This window comes from Allobosea sp. NPDC055594 (assembly GCF_053618995.1).
In genome coordinates this window covers 126507-147285 of record NZ_JBSHIO010000009.1, presented here as the reverse complement: position 1 = coordinate 147285, position 20779 = coordinate 126507, and the positions used below count along the sequence as shown (strand labels likewise).

The window sequence follows — 20779 nt, the reverse complement described above, 5'->3', positions numbered from 1 at the left end:
CGCTCCCTGCCGCGGCCCTGCGCGGCTCTTTCGCCGCGCAGACTTCGTCGGGAGCTAGCAGCTATGCGCTTAGCCGTTCCATGGCGCTTATGAGGCTAGGGCATAGCCATCGCATAGCCGGCTGCGTCGAATTGCTCCTGCGTGCGCAGCCGGTAGCCGACAGCCAGCTCGGTCACGACATAGATCGGGCGGGCAGGGTCGGGCTCGATCCGGTTGCGGAGCTTCTTCATCAGGATGCGCAGATACTGCACGTCCTCGTCGGGATCGTGCGGCCAGAGCTCACGCATCAATTGGCGGTGGGTCAGGACCAGTCCGTGATGAGCGGCGAGCGCCCGTAGCAGCGCGAACTGCTTGGGTGAGAGGGTCAGGACGACGCCGTCGCGGCTGACGATCCGCTGGGCAAGATCGAGCGTCAGCCCGCCGACGCGCAGGATGGGCGCCGGCGCGGTTCGCGTCGCCACCCGGCGCAGCACGACGCCGGCACGGGCGAGCAGTTCGGCCATGCCGAACGGCTTGACGATGTAGTCGTCCGCGCCGGCTTCGAGCAATGCGACCTTCTCGGCCTCCGAACTGCGCACCGAAAGCACGATCACCGCCACCTTCGACCATGAACGCAGCTCGGCGAGCACGCTCGCGCCGTCGGCATCGGGCAGGCCGAGATCGAGCACCACCAGATCAGGCGCCCGCATGACGGCGAGCTCGATGGCCTCGCGCGCCGTCGGGGCTTCGACGACCCTGAAGCCCCGCATCTCCAGCCCGGTGCGCAGGAAGCGGCGGATCTCCGGCTCGTCGTCGACGACCAGCGCAAGCAGCGGCGGGGTCGAGCGCGTGGCTTCACTCATCATCGTCTCCGGTCGGCTGGTCGGCGGCGAGCGGCAGCGCGATTTGCATTGTCGTGCCCCGGTTCGGGCCTTCGCTCAAGGCCTCGATCGTTCCGCCATTGGCTTCGACGAAGACCTTGGCGATCGCGAGGCCGAGTCCGCTGCCGCCGGCGATGTCGGCATGGCGCTCGCCGCGATAGAAGCGCTCGAAGATCTGCTCCCTCTCGCCAGCGTCGAGACCCGGCCCCTGGTCGCGAATCGAGATGACGAGCTTTTCAGCCTCGACCGAGGCTGAGATTGCGATGGCGGCCACCGCCGGTCCGAACTTGGCGGCGTTGTCGAGGACGTTGATCAGCGCCTGCTCGACCAGGGCCGGGTCGATGCGCAGGAAGGGCAGATCAGCCGCGAAATGCCGTTCGATCCTGCGGCCCCGCAGGTTCGCGGCGGCGCCCTCCATGGCGGCGTTGATGAGATCGGCGGCGTCGACCGTGTCGAGCCGCGGCTGCAGGGCGCCGGAGCGGATGCGGGTGACGTCGAGCAGGTTCTGGATGCGCAGGTCGAGACGCCGGGCCTCGCCGCCGATCGCGCCCGCGAGGCCGGTGAGCTCGGGCGTGCTGGCGATGGCGGGAGCCGCCGCCAGCACGCTCGCCGCCCCCATGATGCTGGCGACCGGGGTTCGCAGGTCATGCGAGACCGATTCCATCAGGATGTCACGGAGCTCGTCCGTCCGTTGCCGCAGATTGCGCTCCTCGACCGCCTTGGACAAGCCGAGCCGCTCCAGCGAACGCGAGCCTTCGGCGAGGATCGAGCTCGTCTGAGCCACCAGCTCTTCGGCCGGATTTTCGCCGAGATCGCCGAGTGCAGCCGCCAGCACCGCATCCGTTCGGTCCTGCGCGCCGAACCGGCAGAGCAGCCAGTGTCCGTGCGCGCCGAGATCGACGCGTGCGACCGGGGTCGCTGCACCTTTCGCTACGCCGCGGCCAAAGTTGCCGGCTGCGGCGGTCAACGCCTCCGGCACCGCGCTGCCGGTCGGTGCGCGGACAGCCTCGATGTGTCCGCGCGGCGACATCCGAAACACCGTCACCTGCCGGGCCAGGACCTGCTTCATATGGTCGGCGACGATCCCATAGATCGTGTCGGCATCGCCGGCGGCCGCCATGGCGCCGCCGAGCTGGTAGAGCTGCCGGATCTCGCGCTCCCGGTTTCGGGCCCTCAGCATCTCCTGGCGGATCCGCCCGGCGAGCTGCCCGATCACCAGGGCGACGACCAGCGAGGTCACGAGGTCGATGAGCTGCGGAAGACGGACGACCTTCACGCTGAACAGCGGCGGGTAGAACAGCGTCGTCAGCAATGCACCCAGGAGGGCGGCCATGATCGCCGGTCCAGTTCCGTAGTGGACGGCGGCGATGAGGACCGGCAGCATGTAGATCGCCGAGACGCTGTCCAGCGTCGCGAACGAAACGACCGTGGCGGCGAGGACCGTCGCAACTGCGACCAGCAGCAGCACATTGGCGTAGCCGAGAAGCGACTGCTTCAGACGCATTGCGGGCGGGCTCCGTAGCTCAACCCGCCCAGCATAGCGAAGGCGCGGAGACCCGCGTCGATGTTCTGCATCGCCGACCTGGAGCGGCGCTCCGGCTCGCTCAGCTTCCGCGGGGGCAGGCCTCAGTGGCCGGCGGTATGCAGGATCTGGCCGAGGAACTTGCGGGTGCGTTCGTTCTCCGGCGCCCGGAAGAACTGTTCGGGCGGCGCGACCTCGACGATCTCGCCGGCATCCATGAAGATCACCCGGTCGGCGACCTTGCGGGCAAAGCCCATCTCATGGGTCACGACCAGCATGGTCATGCCGCTTTCGGCGAGTTCGACCATGACGTCGAGCACTTCGCTGACCATCTCCGGATCGAGCGCCGAGGTCGGCTCGTCGAACAGCATGATCTTCGGGTTCATGCAGAGCGAGCGGGCGATCGCGACGCGCTGCTGCTGGCCGCCCGAGAGCTGGATCGGGAACTTCATCGCCTGCTCGGGGATATGCACCCGCTCGAGCATGACGCGCGCCGCCGCCTCGGCCTCCGCTCTCGGAATGCCGCGCACCTTCATCGGCGCCAGCGTGCAGTTCTCCAGCGCGGTCAGATGCGGGAACAGGTTGAAGCTCTGGAACACCATGCCGATTTCGCGGCGGACATCCTCGATGCCGCGCAACCCGGCATGCACCGTGGTGCCGTCGATGACGATCGCGCCGGACTGGTGCTCCTCGAGCTGGTTGAGGCAGCGGATCAGGGTCGACTTGCCCGAGCCCGAGGGCCCGCAGATCACGATGCGCTCGCCGCGGGTGACCGAGAGGTCGATGTTCCTGAGCACATGGAAGTCGCCATAGAACTTGTCGACCTTGCGCATCTGGATGATCGGGGCTTCGTCCGACCTTGCCGCGGTCTTGGTCGCGGTCGCTTCGCTCGCCATCACTTTTTCTCGTCGCTTGCGTCTTGTGGCGCTGCGCCCGGCGCTTGACCGGGCGCAGCGTCGTCGTCCCGGATCAGAACTGCGGCATCGGCGGCAGCTTGGTCAGCTCGACGCCGAACCAGCGCTTGTTGATCGCCGAGAGCTCGCCGTTCTTCTCGATCTCGGCGATGAACTTGTTGGCGAACTCTGCCAGTGCCGTGTCGGCCTTGCGGAAGGCCATGCCGTTGGCCTGCTCGCGCATCGTCAGCTTGGGCTCGATGTTGAGCTGCGGATAGTCCTTGTTGAGCTGGGCGAGGATGGTGTTGCTCGCGCCCATGGCCTGGACCTGGCCGGAGATCAGCGCCTGCAGGGCGGTGGCGTCGTCGTCGAAGCGCTTGATCTGCGTGCCCTGCGGGGCGGCGGCGGTGATCGCGGTGTCCTGCGTCGAGGCGCGGGCGACGCTGATGGTCACCGGCTTCAGGTCGTCGGTCGTCTTGATGTTCAGGCTCTTGGGCGCCAGCACATAGATCGTCAGCGAGCTGTAGGGGTTCGAGAACAGCACCTGCTTCGAGCGCTCGGCGGTGATGCCGAAGGTCGCGATCAGCACGTCGACCTTGTTGGTCAGGAGATAGGGGATGCGGTTCGGGCCGGTGACCGGCACGAGCTCGAGCTTGACCCCGAGCGACTTCGCCATCAGCGCCGCGACGTCGGCATCGTAGCCGGCCGGCTGCTGGTTGGCGTCGGTGCCGCCGAAGGGCGGGTAGTCGGTCAGGAGGCCGACCATGAGCTTGCCGCGGGCCTTGATCTCCTCGGGCGTGGCGGCCTTGGCCGGGGCAGCGCCGAGGGTCGCGGCGGCGAAGCCGGCGAGGACCAGTGCGCCGAGGCTGCGGCGGGCGATGGACTTGAACAGGGACATCAGGCGTTTCTCCTCAGATTGCCTTTTTGGGGGTGGCTCGGGCCGTCGCGCTAGCGCGCGGCGACCAGGAGCTTGCGCTCCATCCGCTTGCTGTAGGCCGAGAGCGGCCAGCAGATCAGGAAGTAGACCAGCGCGACCAGCGCGAAGATCGTGAACGGCCGGAAGGTGGCGTTGTTGATCACCTGGGCGGCGCGAGTCAGCTCGACGAAGCCGATGATCGAGGCCAGCGAGGTGCCCTTGATCAGCTGCACCAGGAAGCCGATCGTCGGCGGGATCGCGATGCGGATCGCCTGCGGCACGATGATCAGCGCCATTTTCGGGGTGTAGCGCAGGCCGAGTGAGGTCGCCGCCTCCCATTGGCCGCGCGGCACGACCTCGATGGCGCCGCGCCAGATCTCGCCGAGGAAGGCGCTGGCATGCAGCGACAGGCCGAGCGCGGCCGCAGTCCAGGGATCGACCGACCAGCCGAAAAGCCCCGGCACGAAGAAGGCGAGGAAGAGCTGCATCAGGAGCGGCGTGCCCTGGAACAGCTTGATGTAGCCGTTCGAGATCAGCCTGAGACCTTTGATCTCGCTGGTGCGGGCGAGCGCCACCAAGGCGCCGCCGAGCGCGCCGCCGAGGAAGGCGACGAGCGAGAGCAGCAGGGTCCAGCGCACGGCGGCGAGGATGAAGATGATTTCGTTGGGTCCAAGTTCACGCATCGTCTCAGACCTAGCGGGTTGGCTTGCGCAGGAAGCTGCGCTCGATCGCGGCGAAGGCCGTCCAGAAGAACATCGACAGGCCGAGATACATGCAGGTGACGATGAAATAGACCTCGAAGCTGCGGAAGGTCCGCGACTGGATGTCGCCGGCGATGGCGGTGAGCTCTGTCGCCGCGATCACCGAGCAGACGCTCGAATTCAGCATCAGCAGGATGAACTGGCTGGTCAACGAGGGGTAGATCGCCTGGATCGCCGGCTTCAGGATGATGTAGCGGAAGATCTGCAGCGGCCGCATGCCGAGCGATTTTCCGGCCTCGACCTGGCCCTTCTGGATGCTTTCGATGCCGGCGCGGATGATCTCGATGCCATAGGCGCCGACATTGACCACCAGCGCGATCAGCGCCGCGGTATTGGACGAGAATTTGAGGCCGAGCGAGGGCAGGCCGAAATAGATCATGAAGATCTGGATCAGGAACGGCGTGTTGCGGATCAGCTCGATATAGCCGTCGATGATCCAGACCAGCCATTTCGGGCCGGATGTCTTGCCGAGCGCGCCGGCAACGGCGACGATCATGCCGATCGCCATGGCTGCGGCCGAGAGCACCAGCGAATTGATCAGCCCGTGGAGCAGCTCGGGCCAGGCTTCGAAGACCGAAGCGAAATCGAACTCATAGCTCATGCAGTGCGTCCCATCCGGGGGACTATGCCGGTCTTTGCTGTCATCATGCCCCCTTCTCCTTGTCCATTGACGGCGACCGCCACGTCTCCGGCGCCGGGTTGTCGGCGCCGAACCTAACTACAGGCGCGGAATCATCAACCCGCCATCGGCGTTGATCACCGTTCCCGTCGCATAGGCGAAGCCGCCGCCGGCCAGGCCGGCCACGCAGCGCGCGACATCTTCTCCCTCGCCCCAGCGCCCGGCCGGGATCAACCCCTCGGCGATGCGGGCGTCGTATTTTGCCGCGACCTTCGCCGTCATCTCGGTGCGGATCACGCCCGGCCGGACCTCGAAGACCGCGATGCCCTCGGGCGCCAGCCTGACGGCCAGCGCCTTGGCCCACATCGAGAGGCCGATCTTCGAGACGCAGTACTGCGCCCGATCGATCGAGACCAGTTCCGTGCTGGCGGAGGTGATGAAGACGATCGCAGGGTGCCGAACGTCACTCTGGCCGATCATCGCCTTGGCGACTTCCTGGCTCAGGAAGGCGGCGCCGCGCAGATTGACCCCCATGACGAGATCATAGGATTCAGGCGTGATCTCCAGCATGTCGCCGCGCACCGGCGCGCCGATGCCGGCATTCGAGACGAAGAGGTCGAGCCGGCCGAATTCTCGCAGCACGGCCGCGACGAGCCCGGCATGGTTTTCGATCGCGGTGACATCGTGCCGGACGAACAAGACGCGCGCGCCGGCTTCGGCGAAGGCCGCCTTGGACGAGGCGACCGCCTCGTCCTCGGCGATATCGGTGAAGGCGATGTCGTGGCCTGCCTGTGCGAGGGCGAGGCCGATGGCGCGGCCGATGCCGCGCCGTCCGCCGGTGATCAGGGCGACGGGGCGTGCCATCTCACGACCCCCGATAGCTCGGAGGACGCTTGTCCTTGAAGGCGCCGACGCCTTCCTTGACATCGTCCGTATAGGAGACGAGCGAAGTCGCCAGCGTCTCCATGATCGCGGCGCGATCCTCGTCCTCGGCGGCGTTGATCAACTGCTTGACCACCATGTTCGCCACCGGTCCGCGCGTCAGCACGCGCTCGGCCATGGCCTTGGCGGCTGCCAGCGCGCCGCCTTTCTCGACGACCTGATCGACGATCCCGAGCGACAGCGCCGTCTCGGCGGTGACGATCTCGCCGGTGAGGGCGAGGCGGCGTGCGACGCGCCCGCCGAGACGCTTGACCAGGCGTTGCGTGCCCGACCAGCCCGGGATCATGCCGAGTCCGCTTTCCGGCAGGCCGATCTTGGCCTGGACCTCGCAGATCCGGATGTCGGCGGTGACGGCGAGTTCGAGCCCGCCGCCGAGCGCATGACCGTTCATCGCCGCGATCACCGGCGGCTTCATCCGCGCCAGCTTGTCGAAGACGCGATGACCGGAGCGCACCCAGCCCTGGCCCATCTCAAGCGGCGATAGCCCGCCCCAGGCGACGATGTCGCCGCCGGCGCAGAAGGCCTTGCCTTCGCCGGTCAGGATCACCGCGCGCACCGAGCGGTCTGCATCGATCGTCTCGGCATGGCGGCCGAGCAGCGCAACCATCACGTCGTCGAGCGCATTGAGCTTTTCGGGGCGTGCGAGCGTGATGATCGCGAGCCCGTCCGCGATCTCGAGGGTGACGGGATCGCTCATGCGGCCCTCCGGGGAATGGCGAGGCCGAGCAGGGCCTCCTGGAACAGCGCCGCATCCATCAATTTCGGCGGCTGCGGCACCAGCAGCGCGAATTCCGCCTGGGCGAGGATGTCGCGCTCGAGGTCGACGCCGGGCGCGATCTCGCTGACGATGATGCCCTCGGCGGTCAGCTTCATCACGCAGCGCTCGGTGATGTAGGTGATGTCCTGGCCCTGGGCGATGGCGCGGGGGCCCGAGAACGAGATGTGCTCGACGGCCTCGACCAGTTTCCGGACCTTGCCTTCCTTCTCGATGACCAGCTTGCCGTCGGCAATGCCGAGCTTGGCGCCGGCGCTGAAATAGCCGGAGAAGACGATGCGCCGGGCCCGGGCGGTGATGTCGATGAAGCCGCCGGCGCCGGCGGTGACGTGCGGACGGACCCCGAGCTTCGAGACGTTGACCGAGCCCTGGCGGTCGATCTGCAGGAAAGAGAGCAGCGACATGTCGAAGCCGGCGCCCTGGAAATAGGTGAACTGGTACGGCGAGGGCACGATCGCCTCGGCATTGGAGGCGCAGCCGAACTGGAATTCGAGCAGCGGCACGCCGCCGACTGCGCCCTGCTCGATCACCCAGGTGACGGCGCCGTGCTGGCCTTCCTCGATCAGGATGCGGGGCACATTGGCCGAGATGCCGAAGCCGATATTGACGGCGTCGCCATGGCGCAGCTCCTGCGCGACGCGCCGCGCGATCACCTTGGCGACGTCGAAGGCCGGGGTTTCGAAGCTCGACAGCGGCCGGGCGATCTCGCCGGATATCGCGGGGTCGTAGATCGTTTGCGTCGTCTGCATCTGCTCGGGCGCGACGACGATGGCGTCGACCAGGATGCCGGGCACGAAGACCTGCTGCGGCTTCAGCGAGCCGGCGGCGACGACGCGCTTCACCTGCGCGATGACGATGCCGCCATTGTTGCGGACGGAGAGCGCCTGGTCGAGCGGGCCGAGATAGCCGCCCTCGTGCTCATAAGAGAGGTTTCCGCGCTCATCCGCCGTGGTGGCGCGGATGATCGCAACCTTCGGCACGATGCTGCGGAAATAGAGCCAGTCCTCGCCGTCGAAATCGACGCGGCTGACGATCGGCTCGGCCGCGGCGCGCGCGTTCATGGCGCAGCCCTGGTTCCTCGGATCGACGAAGGTCTCCATGCCGATCTTGGTCAGCACGCCCGGGCGCTTGGCGGCAGCCTCGCGGTGCATGTCGAACAGGATGCCACTCGGGACGTTGTAGGCCGGGATCTCGTTGCCGGTGACCATCTTCCAGATCGCCGGCGGCTCGGCACTCGACGGGCCGGACGGGTAGGAGCCGGCGAGGATGCGGGCGAGCAGGCCGGGCCTGGCGAGATGGTCGATGCCCTTGATGCCCGACATGTCGCCGGCGGCGATCGGGTGCAGCGTCGTCAGCTGCCTCGGATGGCCGCTCGCCTCGAAGCGTCGGCCGATCGCGGCAAGAACCGCATCCGGGCAGCCGAGGCCCGATGAGGAGGAGACGGTGACGATAGCCTCGTCCGGGATCAGGGCGGCGGCTTCGTCGGCGGTGAGGATGCGGGGGAACGCCATCTTGCTTTGGTCCGGTTGTGAAAATGGGTCAGCCGGCGGCCGTCAGCGCATGCTGATAGGCGCCGCAGGATTCGCGGATGACGAGCTCGGCCGGGCCGACATGACTGGTCGCCGGCGCCGCGCGATTGGTGATGCGTTCGAGCAGCATGGCCGCGGCCTGTTCGCCGAGCCCGACCGCGTCGACCGCGATCGTGGTCAGGGCCGGCGAGACATGCCGGGCTTCGCTGGTGTCGTCGAAGCCGACGATGGCGATGTCGCGCCCGACGACGAGACCGCGCCTTGCAGCGGCCAGCATGGCGCCGATGGCGACGACATCATTGTAGCAGACCACGGCGGTGGGCCGGTTCGGCAGCGCTAGCGCCGAGCTCATCGCGCTGAAGCCGCCATCGCGGGTCGGCATGCATTCGAGGTTCAGCCCGGGATCGATCGCGACGCCGGCCTTCGCCATCGCCTCGCTGAAGCCCTGATGGCGATCCTGCCGGACCACCATCGAACTCATGCCGCCGAGATAGGCGATGCGCCTATGCCCGAGATTGAGGAGATGGCGGGTGATCCTGGCCGAGCCCGCGACATTGTCCGGCACCACGGAACTCGCCGCGACGCCCGGCAGCCGGCGGATGGCGACCAGCAGGGCCGTGTCCGGGCCGCTCGCCTGCGCCAGTTCTTCGGCGGTGGTGTCGAGCGCGGGGCAGAGGATGATGCCGCGGGCGCCATGCTCGCGCATCATCTTCATGACCTGGCTCTGGCGCACCACGCTTTCGGCGGTGTTCGCCATGAAGGCGACATAGCCGGCCATCTGCAGCACGGTTTCGACGCCGATCGCGAATTCGGCGAAGAATGGGTTGGAGAGGTCGTTGAGAACGAGGCCGACGATCTTGGACTGCGTGTTGCGCAGATTGGCGGCGCCGCGATTATAGACGTAGCCGAGCTCGTCCATCACCTGGAGGATGCGCTCGCGCGTCTCGGGCTTGACGCTGCCGCGGCCGGTCAGGACGAGCGAGACCGTCGATTTCGAGACGCCGGCGGCGTCCGCGATCTCGATGATCGTCACCTTGTCCCTGGGCTGCGCCCCTTGCGGCATCGCTTCGTCCCATTTGCCCGAAGGCGTTATGAATTTGGAACGTTCCATATCATTGCCGAACAGACGTGGCAATATCTCTCTTCAAATCGCCGGAACAATGAATTATAGCGGTTGGAGTAGATAAATTAAATGGAACGTTCCATTTCGGGAGGATGCGATGGCTGAGATCACCTTGCCCCGGGCCGATGGTGGGACTGAGCGCTACATGCAGGCGCCGGCCTCGCGCTTCCCTCGGACCCATGCGCCGTCGCGGACGCGCACCGTCTTCGCCGCCGCCCATGTCGTCGCCGATCCGCGCAGGCTGGACGAGCCCTGGCGCGTCCCGGCGCTCGACTGGGATGCGACCCTGGCCTTCCGGCGCCATCTCTGGGGCCTAGGCTTCAAGATCGCCGAGGCGATGGACACCTCGCAGCGCGGGCAGGGACTCGACTGGAGCAATGCCGCCGAGCTGATCGCGCGCGTCCTCGCCGAGGCGAAGACCGTGCCGGGCGCCGATCTCGCCTGCGGTGCCGGCACCGACCAGCTCGACGCCAATGCCGCGACCACGCTCGACGACGTCATCCGCGCCTATGAGGAGCAGGTCGCCCATGTCGAGAAGCATGGCGGCAAGATCATACTGATGGCGAGCCGCGCGCTCTGCCGCGTCGCGAAGGGGCCGGACGATTATCTTGCCGTCTATGGCCGGCTGATCGGCCAGTGCCGCGGCAAGGTCATCCTGCACTGGCTCGGCGAGATGTTCGACCCGGCCCTCGCCGGCTATTGGGGCAGCCGCGATTTCGAGCCGGCGATGCAGACCGTGCTGACGCTGATCCGCGAGCATGCCGCCAAGATCGACGGCATCAAGATCTCGCTGCTCGACGCCGGCAAGGAGATCACCATGCGCCGGAAACTGCCGGAAGGCGTCGTGATGTATACCGGCGATGACTTCAACTATGCCGAGCTGATCGGCGGCGACGCGCAGGGTTTTTCCCATGGCCTGCTCGGCATCTTCGATCCGATCGCGCCGGCGGCGGCGGCCGCCTTCGCCTGCCTCGATGCTGGCGACCGGCAGGGCTTCCACGCCATCCTCGACCCCACCGTCGCGCTTTCGCGCCGGCTCTTCGAGGCGCCGACCCAGTACTACAAGAGCGGTGTCGTCTTCCTTGCCTGGCTGAACGGCTTCCAGGACCATTTCCGCATGGTCGGCGGCGCTGAAGCGGCCCGCGGCATCCTGCACTATGCCGATCTCTTCCGCCTCGCCGACCAGGCCGGGCTCTTCGCCGATCCCGAGCGCGCGGCAACGCGGATGGGTCATCTCTGCGCCCTGAACGGCATCGCCTGAGGACGGGAGGAAACGCCATGCACGCGCCGCTCCAGGACACGGCACTCTATCAGCAGATCCGTGAGACCGCCCGCCGCTTCGCCGACGAGGTGGTGCGGCCGGCCGCCGCCGAGCTCGACCGCGACTCGGCCTTCCCGGCCGAGATCTATCGCCAGATGGGCGAGCTCGGCCTGTTCGGCTTTACCGTCGATCCCGAGCATGGCGGCGCCGGGCTCGACACCTTCGCTTATGCGCTGGTGATGGAGGAGTTGTCGCGCGGCTATGCCTCGGTCGCCGACCAGTGCGGTCTCGTCGAGCTGATCGGCACGCTGCTGACGCGCTATGGCACGGCCGAGCAGCGTGCCCGCCATCTGCCGGACATCCTGCTGGGCAAGACCCGCGTCGCCTATTGCCTGACCGAGGCCGAGGCGGGCTCGGACCTCTCCAATGTCCGCACGACCGCGCGCGCGACTGCCGATGGCTATGTCATCGACGGAGGCAAGCTCTGGATTCACAATGCGCCGGTCGCCGATCTCGGCTTCGTGCTGGCCTCGACCGATCCCGCCGCTGGCCATCGCGGCATGAGCATCTTCATTGTCGACCTCAACGCGCCCGGTGTCTCGCGCGGGCCTAAGGAACACAAGATGGGCCAGCGCGCCAGCCAGGTCGGCGCGCTGAACTTCGATGGCGTGACAGTGCCGCGTGAGGCGATGCTCGGTCCGCAGGGGCGCGGCTTCCACATCATGATGAGCGTGCTCGAAAAGGGCCGTGTCGGCATCGGCGCGCTCGCCGTCGGAATCGCCCAGGCCGGGCTCGAGGCTGCGCTGGCCTATGCCCGCGAGCGGCGCCAGTTCGGCAAGCCGATCCTTGAGAACCAGGGCCTGCAATGGATGCTCGCCGACATGGCCAAGGATATCGCCGCCGCGCGGGCGCTGGTCGAGCGGGCGGCGCTGCTGATCGACCATGGCGCGCCCGCGACCTCGGCTGCCTCGATCGCCAAATGCTTCGCCAGCGACATGGCTGTCGCCCAGACCGCGAACGCCGTCCAGATCTTCGGAGGGTCCGGCTATATCCAGGGCTTCGAGGTCGAGCGGCTTTACCGCGACGCCAAGATTACCCAGATCTACGAAGGCACCAACCAGATCCAGCGCACCATCATCGCGCGGGAACTGATCAAGCACGGCGCCGGGGGCGGCGCCTGATCGCTCCCTACCTGAAGATGGTCGAGGCCTCGTCGGCGGGGGGCATCGGAACCGCGAAAGGCCGGAGGCTCGGCACGGGCCTCACAGATCGTCGCGGAGGTCGAGGATCGAGACCTTTGCGGTCGCGGACGGGCCATTGGCCTCGAACGCGTCGAGTTCGGCCAGCAACGGTGAGCTGACCGCCCGGAGCGTTGCGCGGTCCCGCATCGCGAGTGTCAGGCAGCGGAGCTCGCCCACGCCAGGCTCGGTCCACGCAGCGCCGGAGGCTCTGAAGCCAAGGCGTGTGAAGAACACGATGTCTGCCGGGCGGGAGGCGAGGAGCGCCGTGTCGGCGCCCGCTTCGAGCCCGACCCGGTAGGCATGCCGGGCGAGGGCCTGGGCGAGCGGAAGGGCGCTAGCTTGGTGCCGGATCGCCAGGCGCGAAAGTACCAGAGAATGGGGATGTTCCCCCTCCGGCAGCGCGCTGCGTCGAAGCATCGCTGCGAGTCGGGGATCGGTGACGGCGTCCGCGCCCTGGGTAAGCCGGGCTGCAGCGAGACAGCGGCGTTCCGGACCGGCCCAGAGATTGAGGCTCGCCGTGTCGATCGGTTCCAGGAGCCAGCCGTCGCCATGGCTCGCATGGACAAAGCTCTCGCCGCCGCGCTCGACGAAAAGCCGGTAGCGAAGGCGGCCGATGGCGTGAAGCTCCCTGGAGTTGGTCGCCGCACGTATGGCCGGGTTGGAGCTTCGTCCGAGAGCCGCATTACCCCATAGCTGGCTAAGTGTGACCATCCTGACGGCGTCGCCCTGGGTGTCCCGGCAGGTACACGGCTCGATATCAGTCCCGTCGCAGAAGCGACAGCGGCCCCAGGCTTCGGCAAGGCGCATCACGCATCGGCCCTTCACCGCCCATCCCCCCGGTTCGAGCAGGCTAGCCTTGATCGGCTGGTTTCAAGTCTGCGGTAGTTCGGGATCTTTGCCGTCACCCAATTGGGGTAGGACGGGTTCCGCGCGGATCACTAAGTTGCGGCTGATCGCACGCCGCGAGCTGGACAGCCCATTGCCCTTCGGTTTCCGCTGGAGGATGATCGGCATAATCAAAAAGGGATCGGGGGATCCGGAATGGCGCTGCGCGGCCTGAGTGGTGCCGAGTTCGTTCGCGCGGTTTCGCAGGTCGGCGAAGTGATCGACGCGGCGGCTCTGTCTCCCGAGCGCTGGCAGGATGTCTGCGCTGCCTTCCAGGCCCTGCGCCCCGATGTGCGTGTTATCTTCCAGGGCCATGATCGGCTGGCGCCCTATGCCATGCCTCTGGCCGGAGCCGGCTGGGAGGACATCGATTTCGAGCCGTATTTTCTGCATTTCGCTTCCCGCAATCCGTGGCTGGGAATCTGGAAGGAGATGGCGACCTCGCAAGTCGCGTTGGCCGATGCGCTTCTGCCGCGTCGGGTCCTTGAAACCACCGAGTTCTACAATGACTGGCTGAAGCCGATGGGCCGGGCCGACATGGCCCTGGGGCTCAAGATCGCGCATGAGCGCGACCGCGTTGCATTCTTCTGCGTCCACTATGATGGCCGCTCTCATGAGCGGACGAACGAAGTGCTGGCACCGGTGATGCAGGCTTTGGCCGCCCGTATGCGTAGAGCACTCGATTGCAACCGCGCAGTTCTGCGCGGTCAGCACGCAACTCCCAGCGATGGTCTCATGCAGCACCTGCTCGATCCCGCCTTCATCGTGAACGCCGACTGCAAGCTCGTCGCGGCAAATGCCGCTGCCGAGGCCTTGATCGACAGCGGCATGCTGATCAATGTGCGGGCCCGCGATATCGTTTCCTTCGGCCTGCCCGAGATCGATGCTAGGTTCTCTCGCTCGGTCCAGGCCACCTGTGCGAGATATCCTGGCGGCGCTGGAGGCCATGCCGAGTTCGCGGTCGAATGGGCCGGAACCCGGCTTTCCGTCTCGGTCCTGCCGCTCGCTTCGAATCTGCACTCCCTAGCGTGGCGCGGTCCGCTGCCTTATTTCAGCCCCGCGGTGACGGCCCTGGTGATCCTCAGAGCGCTTCCTCCAGATCGGTCGGATGTCGTCGTTCGCTTTCGGGAGCGTTATCGTCTGACGGAGCAGGAAGCCCGCATCACCAGCGCTCTGCGGCTTGGCGGATCGCTGGTCGACATCGCGAAGGAGCTCGGGGTCACCTACGAAACCGCCCGCGCCCATATCAAGAGTGCCTTCGGCAAGACCGGGACGCATAATCAGCGCGAGCTTCTCGCCCTGCTGCTCGCGGAAGGCGCCAGGCCACCCGAATCGACGATGTAAAAGCCAGCTTCGAGACGAGGCGCCCTATGCCTCCGGGCGATTGTCTGCGTCGAGCGGGTCGCGGCCTTCCTGCCGGTCCCGGTAAAGCGTCGCCTGCACCAGCAGCAGCAGCGTCACCGGCGTGGTGATCGTGATGAAGAGGCCGATCAGGATCTCGTGCACCACGGGGCGCGTCTGGCCGACCGAGAAGTACAGCATCGAGGCGAGGAGGATGCAGCCCATTCCCAGCGTCGAGCCGAGCGTTGGCGCGTGCACGCGCTCATAGAAGCTCTTGAACCGCAGCAGGCCGAGCGCCCCCGTCAAGGCGAGCAGCGAGCCGGCGAGGATCAGTGCCGCGACCGGAAGCGCCGCCCAGGCAGGGAGGGCGTGGAGCGACATCATTCGATCACCTCCCCGCGCATCAGGAACTTCGCCATCGCAACAGTCGAGACGAAGCCGAGCAGGCCGATCGCCAGCGCCGCCTCGAAATACAGCGTCGTGCCGGAGCCGATGCCGAAGACGAGCAGGAGCAGCATTGCATTGAGATAGAGCGCGTCCATGCCGAGCACACGATCCTGGGCGCGCGGGCCGCGCAGGATGCGGTAGGCGGCGGCGACCATGGCCAGAGCCAGCAGGATCTGGCCGGTGACGAGGGCGAAGGCGAGGATCGCGGCGCTCATTCGAAGATCTCCACCAGCAGTCCGACATAGCGCCGTTCGATCAGTGCGGACCAGTCGTCCCCTTCGCTCAGGTCGAGCACATGGATTACCAGCATGCCGGTAGCCGGATCATAGCTGACCCAACTCGTGCCCGGTGTCGCAGTGATGATGCAGGCCAGGGCCGCCAGCCCGTAGCGCGAGCGCAGCCGCAGCGGGATGCGGACGAAGCCGGGCCTGCGATCGGCATGATCGAACAGGATGACGCGCGCCACCGCGAAATTGGAGCGGACCATGTCGGCGATGAACACGCCGAGCAGGCGCGGAATCGCGGCCGGCCGGCGCAGCTTCAGCGGCGCGACATCGAGCCGCCGCAGCATGAGCGGGCCGAGCAGGCCGAGCACGCCGCCGAGCAGCAGGTGACCGGGCGACAGGCTCTGGTTCAGCAGCAGCCAGAGTGCCAGCAGGCCCACGGAGACGAGCGGGGAGGGCAGCCAGCGGCTCATGGCTTGCCCCCCGCCGGCATCGCTGTCGGTGTCAGAACCCCCTGGATATAGGCCTCGGAACCGTGCAGCCCCACCGCCGTGGCTTGCATGAAACGCATCGCCGGGCCGGCCTGCAGGGTCAGGGTGAGGCAGAGTAGCAGCAGGGCTGCGACGGGCGCCACTTCGATCACCCGCACGCGCGGCACCTCGCGTTCGATCACCGCCCAGAAGGAACGGATGCCGGCGCGCACCATGGCGATCAGCGTCACGAAGCCGGAGAGCAGCAGCAGCACGAGCAAGGCCCAGGCGGCCGGGGCGATCCCGGTCGCCGTCGCCGGGTCGTTCCCGCCGAGCGCACCGGCCAGGATCGCGAATTTGGCGACGAAGCCGGATAGCGGCGGCAGGCCGGAGAGCAAGAGCGCCGAGACGATGAAGGCCGCGCCGAGCACGGCGAGGATCGCCGGCACGGCGACGCCGGCATCACCGTCTTCGCCGGGCTCCTCCTCGTCCTCGATGCCATAGGCTTCGAGCGTCACCGCGAGAATGTCGTCGGTCGGCGCGCGGCCGCGTTCGATCAGCTCGATCAGCAGGAAGAAGGCGCCGATCGCGAGTGTCGACGACACCAGATAATAGAGCGCCGGTCCGATGATCGAGACGTCGTTTGTCCCGAGCACGGCAAGCATGGTTCCCGACGAAACCACGACCGAGAAGCTCGCGAGCTTGGCGAGATCCTGCGAGGCGAGCATGCCGACCATGGCGAAGAGAATGGTGGCGGCTCCTGCAGCGAGCAGCCAGACATCGCCGAACTGAGAGGAGCCGGCGGCGGCCTCGGGGCCGGCGAGCAGAAAGCCCATCCGGAGGATCGCGTAGATGCCGACCTTGGTCATCACCGAGAACAGCGCGGCGACCGGCGCGCTCGCCGCCGCATAGGTGCCGGGCAGCCAGAAGCCGAGCGGCCAGGCCGCGGCCTTCACCAGGAAGGCGACGCCGAGAATGCTGGTGCCGGTTTCCAGTAGCGCGCGCTCGCGCGCCGGCAGGCTGCCGATCCGGGCGGCGAGATCGGCCATGTTGAGCGTGCCGGCGGCGCCGTAGACCATGCTGACGCCGATCAGGAAGACCAGCGCCGCGACGAGGTTGATGGCGATGTAATGCAGGCCGGCGCGCACGCGGGCATGGCCGGAGCCATGCAAGGCGAGACCATAGGAGGCGGCGAGCAGCACCTCGAAGAAGACGAAGAGGTTGAACAGGTCGCCGGTGAGGAAGGCGCCGTTCAGCCCCATCAGCAGGAACTGGAAGAGTGGGTGGAAATAGCTGCCGGAGCGATGCCAGCGGGCCAGCGAGAAGATCAGCGCCGCACAGGCGAGGATCGCGGTCAGCAACAGCATCATGCTCGACAGCCGGTCGGCGACCAGGACGATGCCGAACTGCGCCGGCCAGTCGCCGAGCCGGTAGACCCTGACGGCGGCGGCCGGATCGGGGCCGCCGCTGGTCGTGACCAGGCTGATCGCGATCGCGAGCAGGGCGAAGGTCGAGACGAGGTTGAGCACGGCCGCGACCGTTCGGCTGCGACCGTCGAAGAGCAGCATCGTCGCGCCGGTGATCAGCGGCAGGATGATCGGCGCGATGACGAGATGGTCGTGCCAGCTCACGAGCCGCCCTCCCGGCCGTCGACATGGTCGCTGCGGGTCAGCCCGCGCGAGGCCAGCAGGACGACGAGGAAGAGGGCGGTCATGGCGAAGCTGATGACGATCGCCGTCAAGACCAGCGCCTGCGGCAGCGGGTCGGCATAGCGCGAGATGTCGCCGCCGGCGGCGGGGTCGAGCACGGGCGGAGCACCGACGCGCAGCCGGCCCATGCCGAAGATGAAGAGATTGACGGCATAGGAGAGCAGCGACAGGCCGATGATGACCTGGAAGGTGCGCGGTCGCAGCAAGAGCCAGATGCCCGATCCCGCAAGGATGCCGATGGCGAGGGAGACGATCAGTTCCATCAGCTTTTCCCGCCGCTTGCTGCGTTGGCGCGGGCGGCGCCAGCGCGATAGACGCGCAGCGACTGGTGCGCCAGCGCGATCAACACCAGCACGGTTGCGCCCAGCACCAGCGCGAACACGCCGAAATCGAAGAAGAGGGCGCTCGCCAGCGGCAGCTTGCCGAGCAGCGGCAGCTCGGCATAGGCGAAGGCCGAGGTCAGGAATGGCCGCCCGAAGGCGAAGGCGCCGGCGCCGGTCAAGGCAGCGACCAGCAGGCCGACGCCGATCCAGCGCACCGGCAGGATGCGCAGCCGGGCTTCGACCCAGCGAGCACCGCCGGCCATGTATTGCAGGATGAAGGCGATTGCGAAGGTCAGCCCCGCGACGAAGCCGCCGCCCGGCAGGTCATGTCCGCGCATGAACAGGAACACCGCCATCATCGCGATCACCGGGAACAGCAGGCGCATGATCAGGCCCGGCACCAGCAGGTAATGTGCCGTGATCGGATCCTTGCCGCTGCCCTGGATGTCGGCGTCGTACAGGTTCTGGAACTGCTTCTGCTCTGGCAGCCCGATGCTGTCGCGGGCCGGGCGGAAGCGGCGCAGCAATGCGTAGACCGTGATCGCCACCACGCCGAGCACGGCGATCTCGCCGAGCGTGTCGAAGCCGCGGAAATCGACGAGCAGCACGTTGACGACGTTGCGCCCGCCGCCCTCGGTATAGGCGCGCTCAAGGAAATTCCCGGAGATGCTGCCGGCGAGCGGCCAGGTCATCACCAGATAGGAGAGCCCGGCCAGTCCGGCGCCGCCGGAGATCGCGATGGCGAGGTCGCGGAAGCGGCGCAGCCTGGCGGATAAGGCGCTTTCGGAGGCGATCCCCTCGATGCGCTTCGGCAGCCAGCGCAGGCCGAGCAGGAGCAGGACGGTGGTGACGATCTCGACCAGGAGCTGGGTCAAGGCGAGATCGGGAGCCGAGAACCAGGCGAAGGTCAGGCAGACCGCTAGCCCGGTGCCGCCGGTCAGGATCACCGCGGCGAGCCGGTGATATTTGGCCTGATAGGCGGCTCCGAGCGCGCAGGCGGCACCGACCACCCAGACCAGCATGAATTCGAGATCGGCTCCCTGCAGGCTGCCGGGCACCAGCGAGATCGGCCTCGTATAGAAGGACCAGAGCGCCAGCATGATGGTGACGCCGATCAGCAGGCGCATCTGCGGCTGCAGCCGGGCGGTGCTGACGATCTGCTCCAGGCCCTTGGCCCAGCGCCAGGACAGGAAGACGATCGCCCGCTCGAACAGACGCTTGCCTTTCAGCTCGCGCAGCAGCGGTGCGCCTTCGATGTTGCCGGAAAGATAGCGCAGCATCGAGAGATAGATGACGATGCCGCCCGCCGTCGCCACCAAGCTCATCAGCAGGGCGGGGGTGAAGCCGTGCCAGACGGCCAGGCTGTAGCTCGGCGTCTGTCCCCTCAGCACCGACTCGACCGCGACAGCGAGCACGCCGCCCACGGTCTGCGCCGGCACGATGCCGACCAGAAGGCAGGTCAGCACCAGCAGGCCGACCGGCAGCAGCATCCAGATCACCGGGTCGTGCGGCTTGTGTGGCAGGTCGGTCGCGGGCGGACCGAAGAAGACCTGATGGATCAGCCGCAGCGAATAGCCGACGCTGAACATGCCGGCGACGGTCGCGATATAGGGCAGCAGATGGTCGAGCGCCGTGTCGACATGGTATTCGATGGTCTCGGCGAAGAACATTTCCTTCGAGAGAAACCCGTTGAGCAGCGGCACGCCGGCCATCGAGGCCGCAGCGACCATGGCCAGCGTCGCCGTGATCGGCATGGCGCGGTAGAGCCCGCCGAGCCGGCGGACGTCGCGTGTTCCCGCCTCGTGGTCGATGATCCCGGCCGCCATGAACAGCGAGGCCTTGAAGGTCGCATGGTTCATGATGTGGAAGATTGCCGCGACCGCCGCCAGCGGGCTGCCGAGCCCGAGCAGCAGGGTGATCAGGCCGAGATGGCTGATCGTCGAATAGGCGAGAAGCCCTTTCAGATCCTGCTGGAACAGCGCCAGGAAGGCGCCGATCACCAGCGTCGCGACGCCGATCGGCGCCAGCACCCAGAACCAGTATTCGTGTCCCGCCATCGCCGGCCATAGCCGCGCCAGCAGGAAGACCCCGGCCTTCACCATGGTGGCGGAATGCAGATAGGCCGAGACCGGCGTCGGCGCGGCCATGGCCCGCGGCAGCCAGAAATGGAAGGGGAACTGCGCGCTCTTGGTCAGGGCCCCGAGCGCGATCAGGATCAGCGCCGCCAGATAAAGCGGATGCGTGACGATCTTCGGGCCCGAGGCGAGCACGACATCGAGATCGTAGCTGCCGACGATATGGCCGAGCAGCAGCATGCCGGCGAGCAGGCATAGCCCGCCGGCGGCGGTCACGGTCAGGGCGATGCGGGCGCCGTCGCGGGCGCTCTGGCTATGGTGCCAATAGGCGATCAGCAGGAAGGAGAAGAGGCTGGTCAGTTCCCAGAACAGGACGATCTGGATCAGGTTGCCGCTCAGCACGACGCCGAGCATCGCGCCCATGAAGGCGAGCAGGAACGAGAAGAAGCGCGGCACCGGATCGTCCGGCGACATGTAATAGCGCGCATAGAGCACGACGAGCAGGCCGATCCCGGCGATCAGGATGACGAAGAGCCAAGCCAGCCCGTCGAGTCGCAGGACGAAGTTGAGGCCGTATTCCGGCAGCCATTCGAACTGTGCCCGCAGGGCGGCGGGCTCGGCCACTTTCGGCCACAGGATCCCGGCGATGGTCAGGATGCCGACAGTGATCAGCCCGGCGAGCCAGGCTTCGGCATTGCGGGCATTGGCGGGCAGGAGCGCCGCGAGCAGGCTGCCCAGGAAAGGCAGGGCGACGATCAGGCTCAGGAGTAAGGCGTCGTCCGCCATGATGGATGAGGGATCCTTCCAGTTGGACTGCCGCAGAACTCCAGCCTTGCCCGATTCCGTCCATTATGGTTGACTCA

20 protein-coding genes are annotated in these 20779 nt (G+C 67.2%); 3 read left to right on the top strand and 17 right to left on the bottom strand.

From position 1 onward, the window contains the following. Window positions 1-95: 95 nt before the first annotated feature. The 10 genes from ACWGRX_RS18900 to ACWGRX_RS18855 form a co-directional block, all read right to left on the bottom strand. Window positions 96-842, bottom strand: coding sequence for a response regulator (locus tag ACWGRX_RS18900; protein WP_452118796.1), 747 nt, complete (start codon window positions 840-842; stop codon window positions 96-98). Continuing rightward, window positions 835-2364 carry a sensor histidine kinase gene (locus ACWGRX_RS18895; protein WP_452118795.1) on the bottom strand — a complete coding sequence of 510 codons (1530 nt, stop codon included), beginning with the start codon at window positions 2362-2364 and terminating at the stop codon, window positions 835-837. The genes ACWGRX_RS18900 and ACWGRX_RS18895 overlap by 8 nt, the downstream gene beginning before the upstream one ends. A gap of 122 nt (window positions 2365-2486) precedes the next feature. Next, window positions 2487-3215, bottom strand: coding sequence for an amino acid ABC transporter ATP-binding protein (locus ACWGRX_RS18890; RefSeq protein ID WP_452118825.1), 729 nt, complete (start codon window positions 3213-3215; stop codon window positions 2487-2489). Between the two features lie 136 nt (window positions 3216-3351). Further along, window positions 3352-4173 (bottom strand): transporter substrate-binding domain-containing protein, encoded by an 822-nt coding sequence (locus tag ACWGRX_RS18885; protein ID WP_452118794.1) that lies wholly within the window; start codon window positions 4171-4173, stop codon window positions 3352-3354. A gap of 50 nt (window positions 4174-4223) precedes the next feature. After that, a complete protein-coding gene (locus ACWGRX_RS18880) occupies window positions 4224-4874 on the bottom strand; it encodes an amino acid ABC transporter permease (RefSeq protein ID WP_291647693.1) in 651 nt (216 codons plus the stop codon). Between the two features lie 10 nt (window positions 4875-4884). Continuing rightward, window positions 4885-5553 carry an amino acid ABC transporter permease gene (locus ACWGRX_RS18875; RefSeq protein WP_452118793.1) on the bottom strand — a complete coding sequence of 223 codons (669 nt, stop codon included), beginning with the start codon at window positions 5551-5553 and terminating at the stop codon, window positions 4885-4887. A 117-nt stretch (window positions 5554-5670) separates the two neighbouring features. Then, window positions 5671-6435, bottom strand: a complete 765-nt coding sequence (locus ACWGRX_RS18870; RefSeq protein ID WP_452118792.1) for a 3-ketoacyl-ACP reductase — start codon at window positions 6433-6435, stop codon at window positions 5671-5673. Window position 6436: 1 nt separating this feature from the next. After that, the gene (locus tag ACWGRX_RS18865; RefSeq protein WP_452118791.1) at window positions 6437-7210 is read right to left on the bottom strand and encodes an enoyl-CoA hydratase/isomerase family protein; all 774 of its coding nucleotides are present in this window, start codon (window positions 7208-7210) and stop codon (window positions 6437-6439) included. Beyond that, window positions 7207-8799 (bottom strand): acyl CoA:acetate/3-ketoacid CoA transferase, encoded by a 1593-nt coding sequence (locus ACWGRX_RS18860; RefSeq protein ID WP_452118790.1) that lies wholly within the window; start codon window positions 8797-8799, stop codon window positions 7207-7209. Before ACWGRX_RS18860 ends, ACWGRX_RS18865 begins: the two co-directional genes overlap by 4 nt. 28 nt (window positions 8800-8827) lie before the next feature. Then, window positions 8828-9928 carry a LacI family DNA-binding transcriptional regulator gene (locus tag ACWGRX_RS18855; protein ID WP_452118789.1) on the bottom strand — a complete coding sequence of 367 codons (1101 nt, stop codon included), beginning with the start codon at window positions 9926-9928 and terminating at the stop codon, window positions 8828-8830. A gap of 109 nt (window positions 9929-10037) precedes the next feature. Here ACWGRX_RS18855 and ACWGRX_RS18850 point away from each other — a divergent pair, with 109 nt between their 5' ends. Continuing rightward, a complete protein-coding gene (locus tag ACWGRX_RS18850) occupies window positions 10038-11201 on the top strand; it encodes a dihydrodipicolinate synthase family protein (RefSeq protein WP_452118788.1) in 1164 nt (387 codons plus the stop codon). A gap of 17 nt (window positions 11202-11218) precedes the next feature. Beyond that, a complete protein-coding gene (locus ACWGRX_RS18845; protein ID WP_452118787.1) occupies window positions 11219-12382 on the top strand; it encodes an acyl-CoA dehydrogenase family protein in 1164 nt (387 codons plus the stop codon). Between the two features lie 81 nt (window positions 12383-12463). Here the strand turns inward: ACWGRX_RS18845 and ACWGRX_RS18840 are convergent, their stop codons facing one another. Further along, window positions 12464-13249 (bottom strand): hypothetical protein, encoded by a 786-nt coding sequence (locus tag ACWGRX_RS18840; RefSeq protein ID WP_452118786.1) that lies wholly within the window; start codon window positions 13247-13249, stop codon window positions 12464-12466. 234 nt (window positions 13250-13483) lie between these two features. Here ACWGRX_RS18840 and ACWGRX_RS18835 point away from each other — a divergent pair, with 234 nt between their 5' ends. Next, a complete protein-coding gene (locus ACWGRX_RS18835) occupies window positions 13484-14671 on the top strand; it encodes a helix-turn-helix transcriptional regulator (RefSeq protein ID WP_452118785.1) in 1188 nt (395 codons plus the stop codon). 24 nt (window positions 14672-14695) lie between these two features. Here the strand turns inward: ACWGRX_RS18835 and mnhG are convergent, their stop codons facing one another. From mnhG to ACWGRX_RS18805, 6 genes are read right to left on the bottom strand one after another with little or no spacing between them, the layout of a single operon-like run. Next, window positions 14696-15052 (bottom strand): monovalent cation/H(+) antiporter subunit G, encoded by a 357-nt coding sequence (gene mnhG, locus ACWGRX_RS18830; RefSeq protein ID WP_291647677.1) that lies wholly within the window; start codon window positions 15050-15052, stop codon window positions 14696-14698. Next, entirely contained in the window at window positions 15049-15330 is a 282-nt protein-coding gene (locus tag ACWGRX_RS18825) for a K+/H+ antiporter subunit F (protein WP_291635146.1), read from the bottom strand. Before ACWGRX_RS18825 ends, mnhG begins: the two co-directional genes overlap by 4 nt. After that, window positions 15327-15812: a Na+/H+ antiporter subunit E gene (locus tag ACWGRX_RS18820; RefSeq protein WP_452118784.1), complete on the bottom strand. Its 486-nt coding sequence runs from the start codon at window positions 15810-15812 to the stop codon at window positions 15327-15329. The genes ACWGRX_RS18825 and ACWGRX_RS18820 overlap by 4 nt, the downstream gene beginning before the upstream one ends. Then, window positions 15809-17440, bottom strand: a complete 1632-nt coding sequence (locus ACWGRX_RS18815) for a monovalent cation/H+ antiporter subunit D (protein ID WP_452118783.1) — start codon at window positions 17438-17440, stop codon at window positions 15809-15811. The genes ACWGRX_RS18820 and ACWGRX_RS18815 overlap by 4 nt, the downstream gene beginning before the upstream one ends. Continuing rightward, the gene (locus tag ACWGRX_RS18810; protein WP_066475707.1) at window positions 17437-17781 is read right to left on the bottom strand and encodes a Na+/H+ antiporter subunit C; all 345 of its coding nucleotides are present in this window, start codon (window positions 17779-17781) and stop codon (window positions 17437-17439) included. Before ACWGRX_RS18810 ends, ACWGRX_RS18815 begins: the two co-directional genes overlap by 4 nt. Next, window positions 17781-20702 (bottom strand): monovalent cation/H+ antiporter subunit A, encoded by a 2922-nt coding sequence (locus ACWGRX_RS18805; protein WP_452118782.1) that lies wholly within the window; start codon window positions 20700-20702, stop codon window positions 17781-17783. Before ACWGRX_RS18805 ends, ACWGRX_RS18810 begins: the two co-directional genes overlap by 1 nt. Window positions 20703-20779 lie beyond the last annotated feature (77 nt).

Bases quoted from the DNA above. Each gene is read 5' to 3' on its own strand.
- ACWGRX_RS18900 (WP_452118796.1), bottom strand. From the start codon at position 842: ATGAGTGAAGCCACGCGCTCGACCCCGCCGCTGCTTGCGCTGGTCGTC.
- ACWGRX_RS18895 (WP_452118795.1), bottom strand. From the start codon at position 2,364: ATGCGTCTGAAGCAGTCGCTTCTCGGCTACGCCAATGTGCTGCTGCTG.
- ACWGRX_RS18890 (WP_452118825.1), bottom strand. From the start codon at position 3,215: ATGCGCAAGGTCGACAAGTTCTATGGCGACTTCCATGTGCTCAGGAAC.
- ACWGRX_RS18885 (WP_452118794.1), bottom strand. From the start codon at position 4,173: ATGTCCCTGTTCAAGTCCATCGCCCGCCGCAGCCTCGGCGCACTGGTC.
- ACWGRX_RS18880 (WP_291647693.1), bottom strand. From the start codon at position 4,874: ATGCGTGAACTTGGACCCAACGAAATCATCTTCATCCTCGCCGCCGTG.
- ACWGRX_RS18875 (WP_452118793.1), bottom strand. From the start codon at position 5,553: ATGAGCTATGAGTTCGATTTCGCTTCGGTCTTCGAAGCCTGGCCCGAG.
- ACWGRX_RS18870 (WP_452118792.1), bottom strand. From the start codon at position 6,435: ATGGCACGCCCCGTCGCCCTGATCACCGGCGGACGGCGCGGCATCGGC.
- ACWGRX_RS18865 (WP_452118791.1), bottom strand. From the start codon at position 7,210: ATGAGCGATCCCGTCACCCTCGAGATCGCGGACGGGCTCGCGATCATC.
- ACWGRX_RS18860 (WP_452118790.1), bottom strand. From the start codon at position 8,799: ATGGCGTTCCCCCGCATCCTCACCGCCGACGAAGCCGCCGCCCTGATC.
- ACWGRX_RS18855 (WP_452118789.1), bottom strand. From the start codon at position 9,928: ATGGAACGTTCCAAATTCATAACGCCTTCGGGCAAATGGGACGAAGCG.
- ACWGRX_RS18850 (WP_452118788.1), top strand. From the start codon at position 10,038: ATGGCTGAGATCACCTTGCCCCGGGCCGATGGTGGGACTGAGCGCTAC.
- ACWGRX_RS18845 (WP_452118787.1), top strand. From the start codon at position 11,219: ATGCACGCGCCGCTCCAGGACACGGCACTCTATCAGCAGATCCGTGAG.
- ACWGRX_RS18840 (WP_452118786.1), bottom strand. From the start codon at position 13,249: ATGCGCCTTGCCGAAGCCTGGGGCCGCTGTCGCTTCTGCGACGGGACT.
- ACWGRX_RS18835 (WP_452118785.1), top strand. From the start codon at position 13,484: ATGGCGCTGCGCGGCCTGAGTGGTGCCGAGTTCGTTCGCGCGGTTTCG.
- mnhG (WP_291647677.1), bottom strand. From the start codon at position 15,052: ATGATGTCGCTCCACGCCCTCCCTGCCTGGGCGGCGCTTCCGGTCGCG.
- ACWGRX_RS18825 (WP_291635146.1), bottom strand. From the start codon at position 15,330: ATGAGCGCCGCGATCCTCGCCTTCGCCCTCGTCACCGGCCAGATCCTG.
- ACWGRX_RS18820 (WP_452118784.1), bottom strand. From the start codon at position 15,812: ATGAGCCGCTGGCTGCCCTCCCCGCTCGTCTCCGTGGGCCTGCTGGCA.
- ACWGRX_RS18810 (WP_066475707.1), bottom strand. From the start codon at position 17,781: ATGGAACTGATCGTCTCCCTCGCCATCGGCATCCTTGCGGGATCGGGC.
- ACWGRX_RS18805 (WP_452118782.1), bottom strand. From the start codon at position 20,702: ATGGCGGACGACGCCTTACTCCTGAGCCTGATCGTCGCCCTGCCTTTC.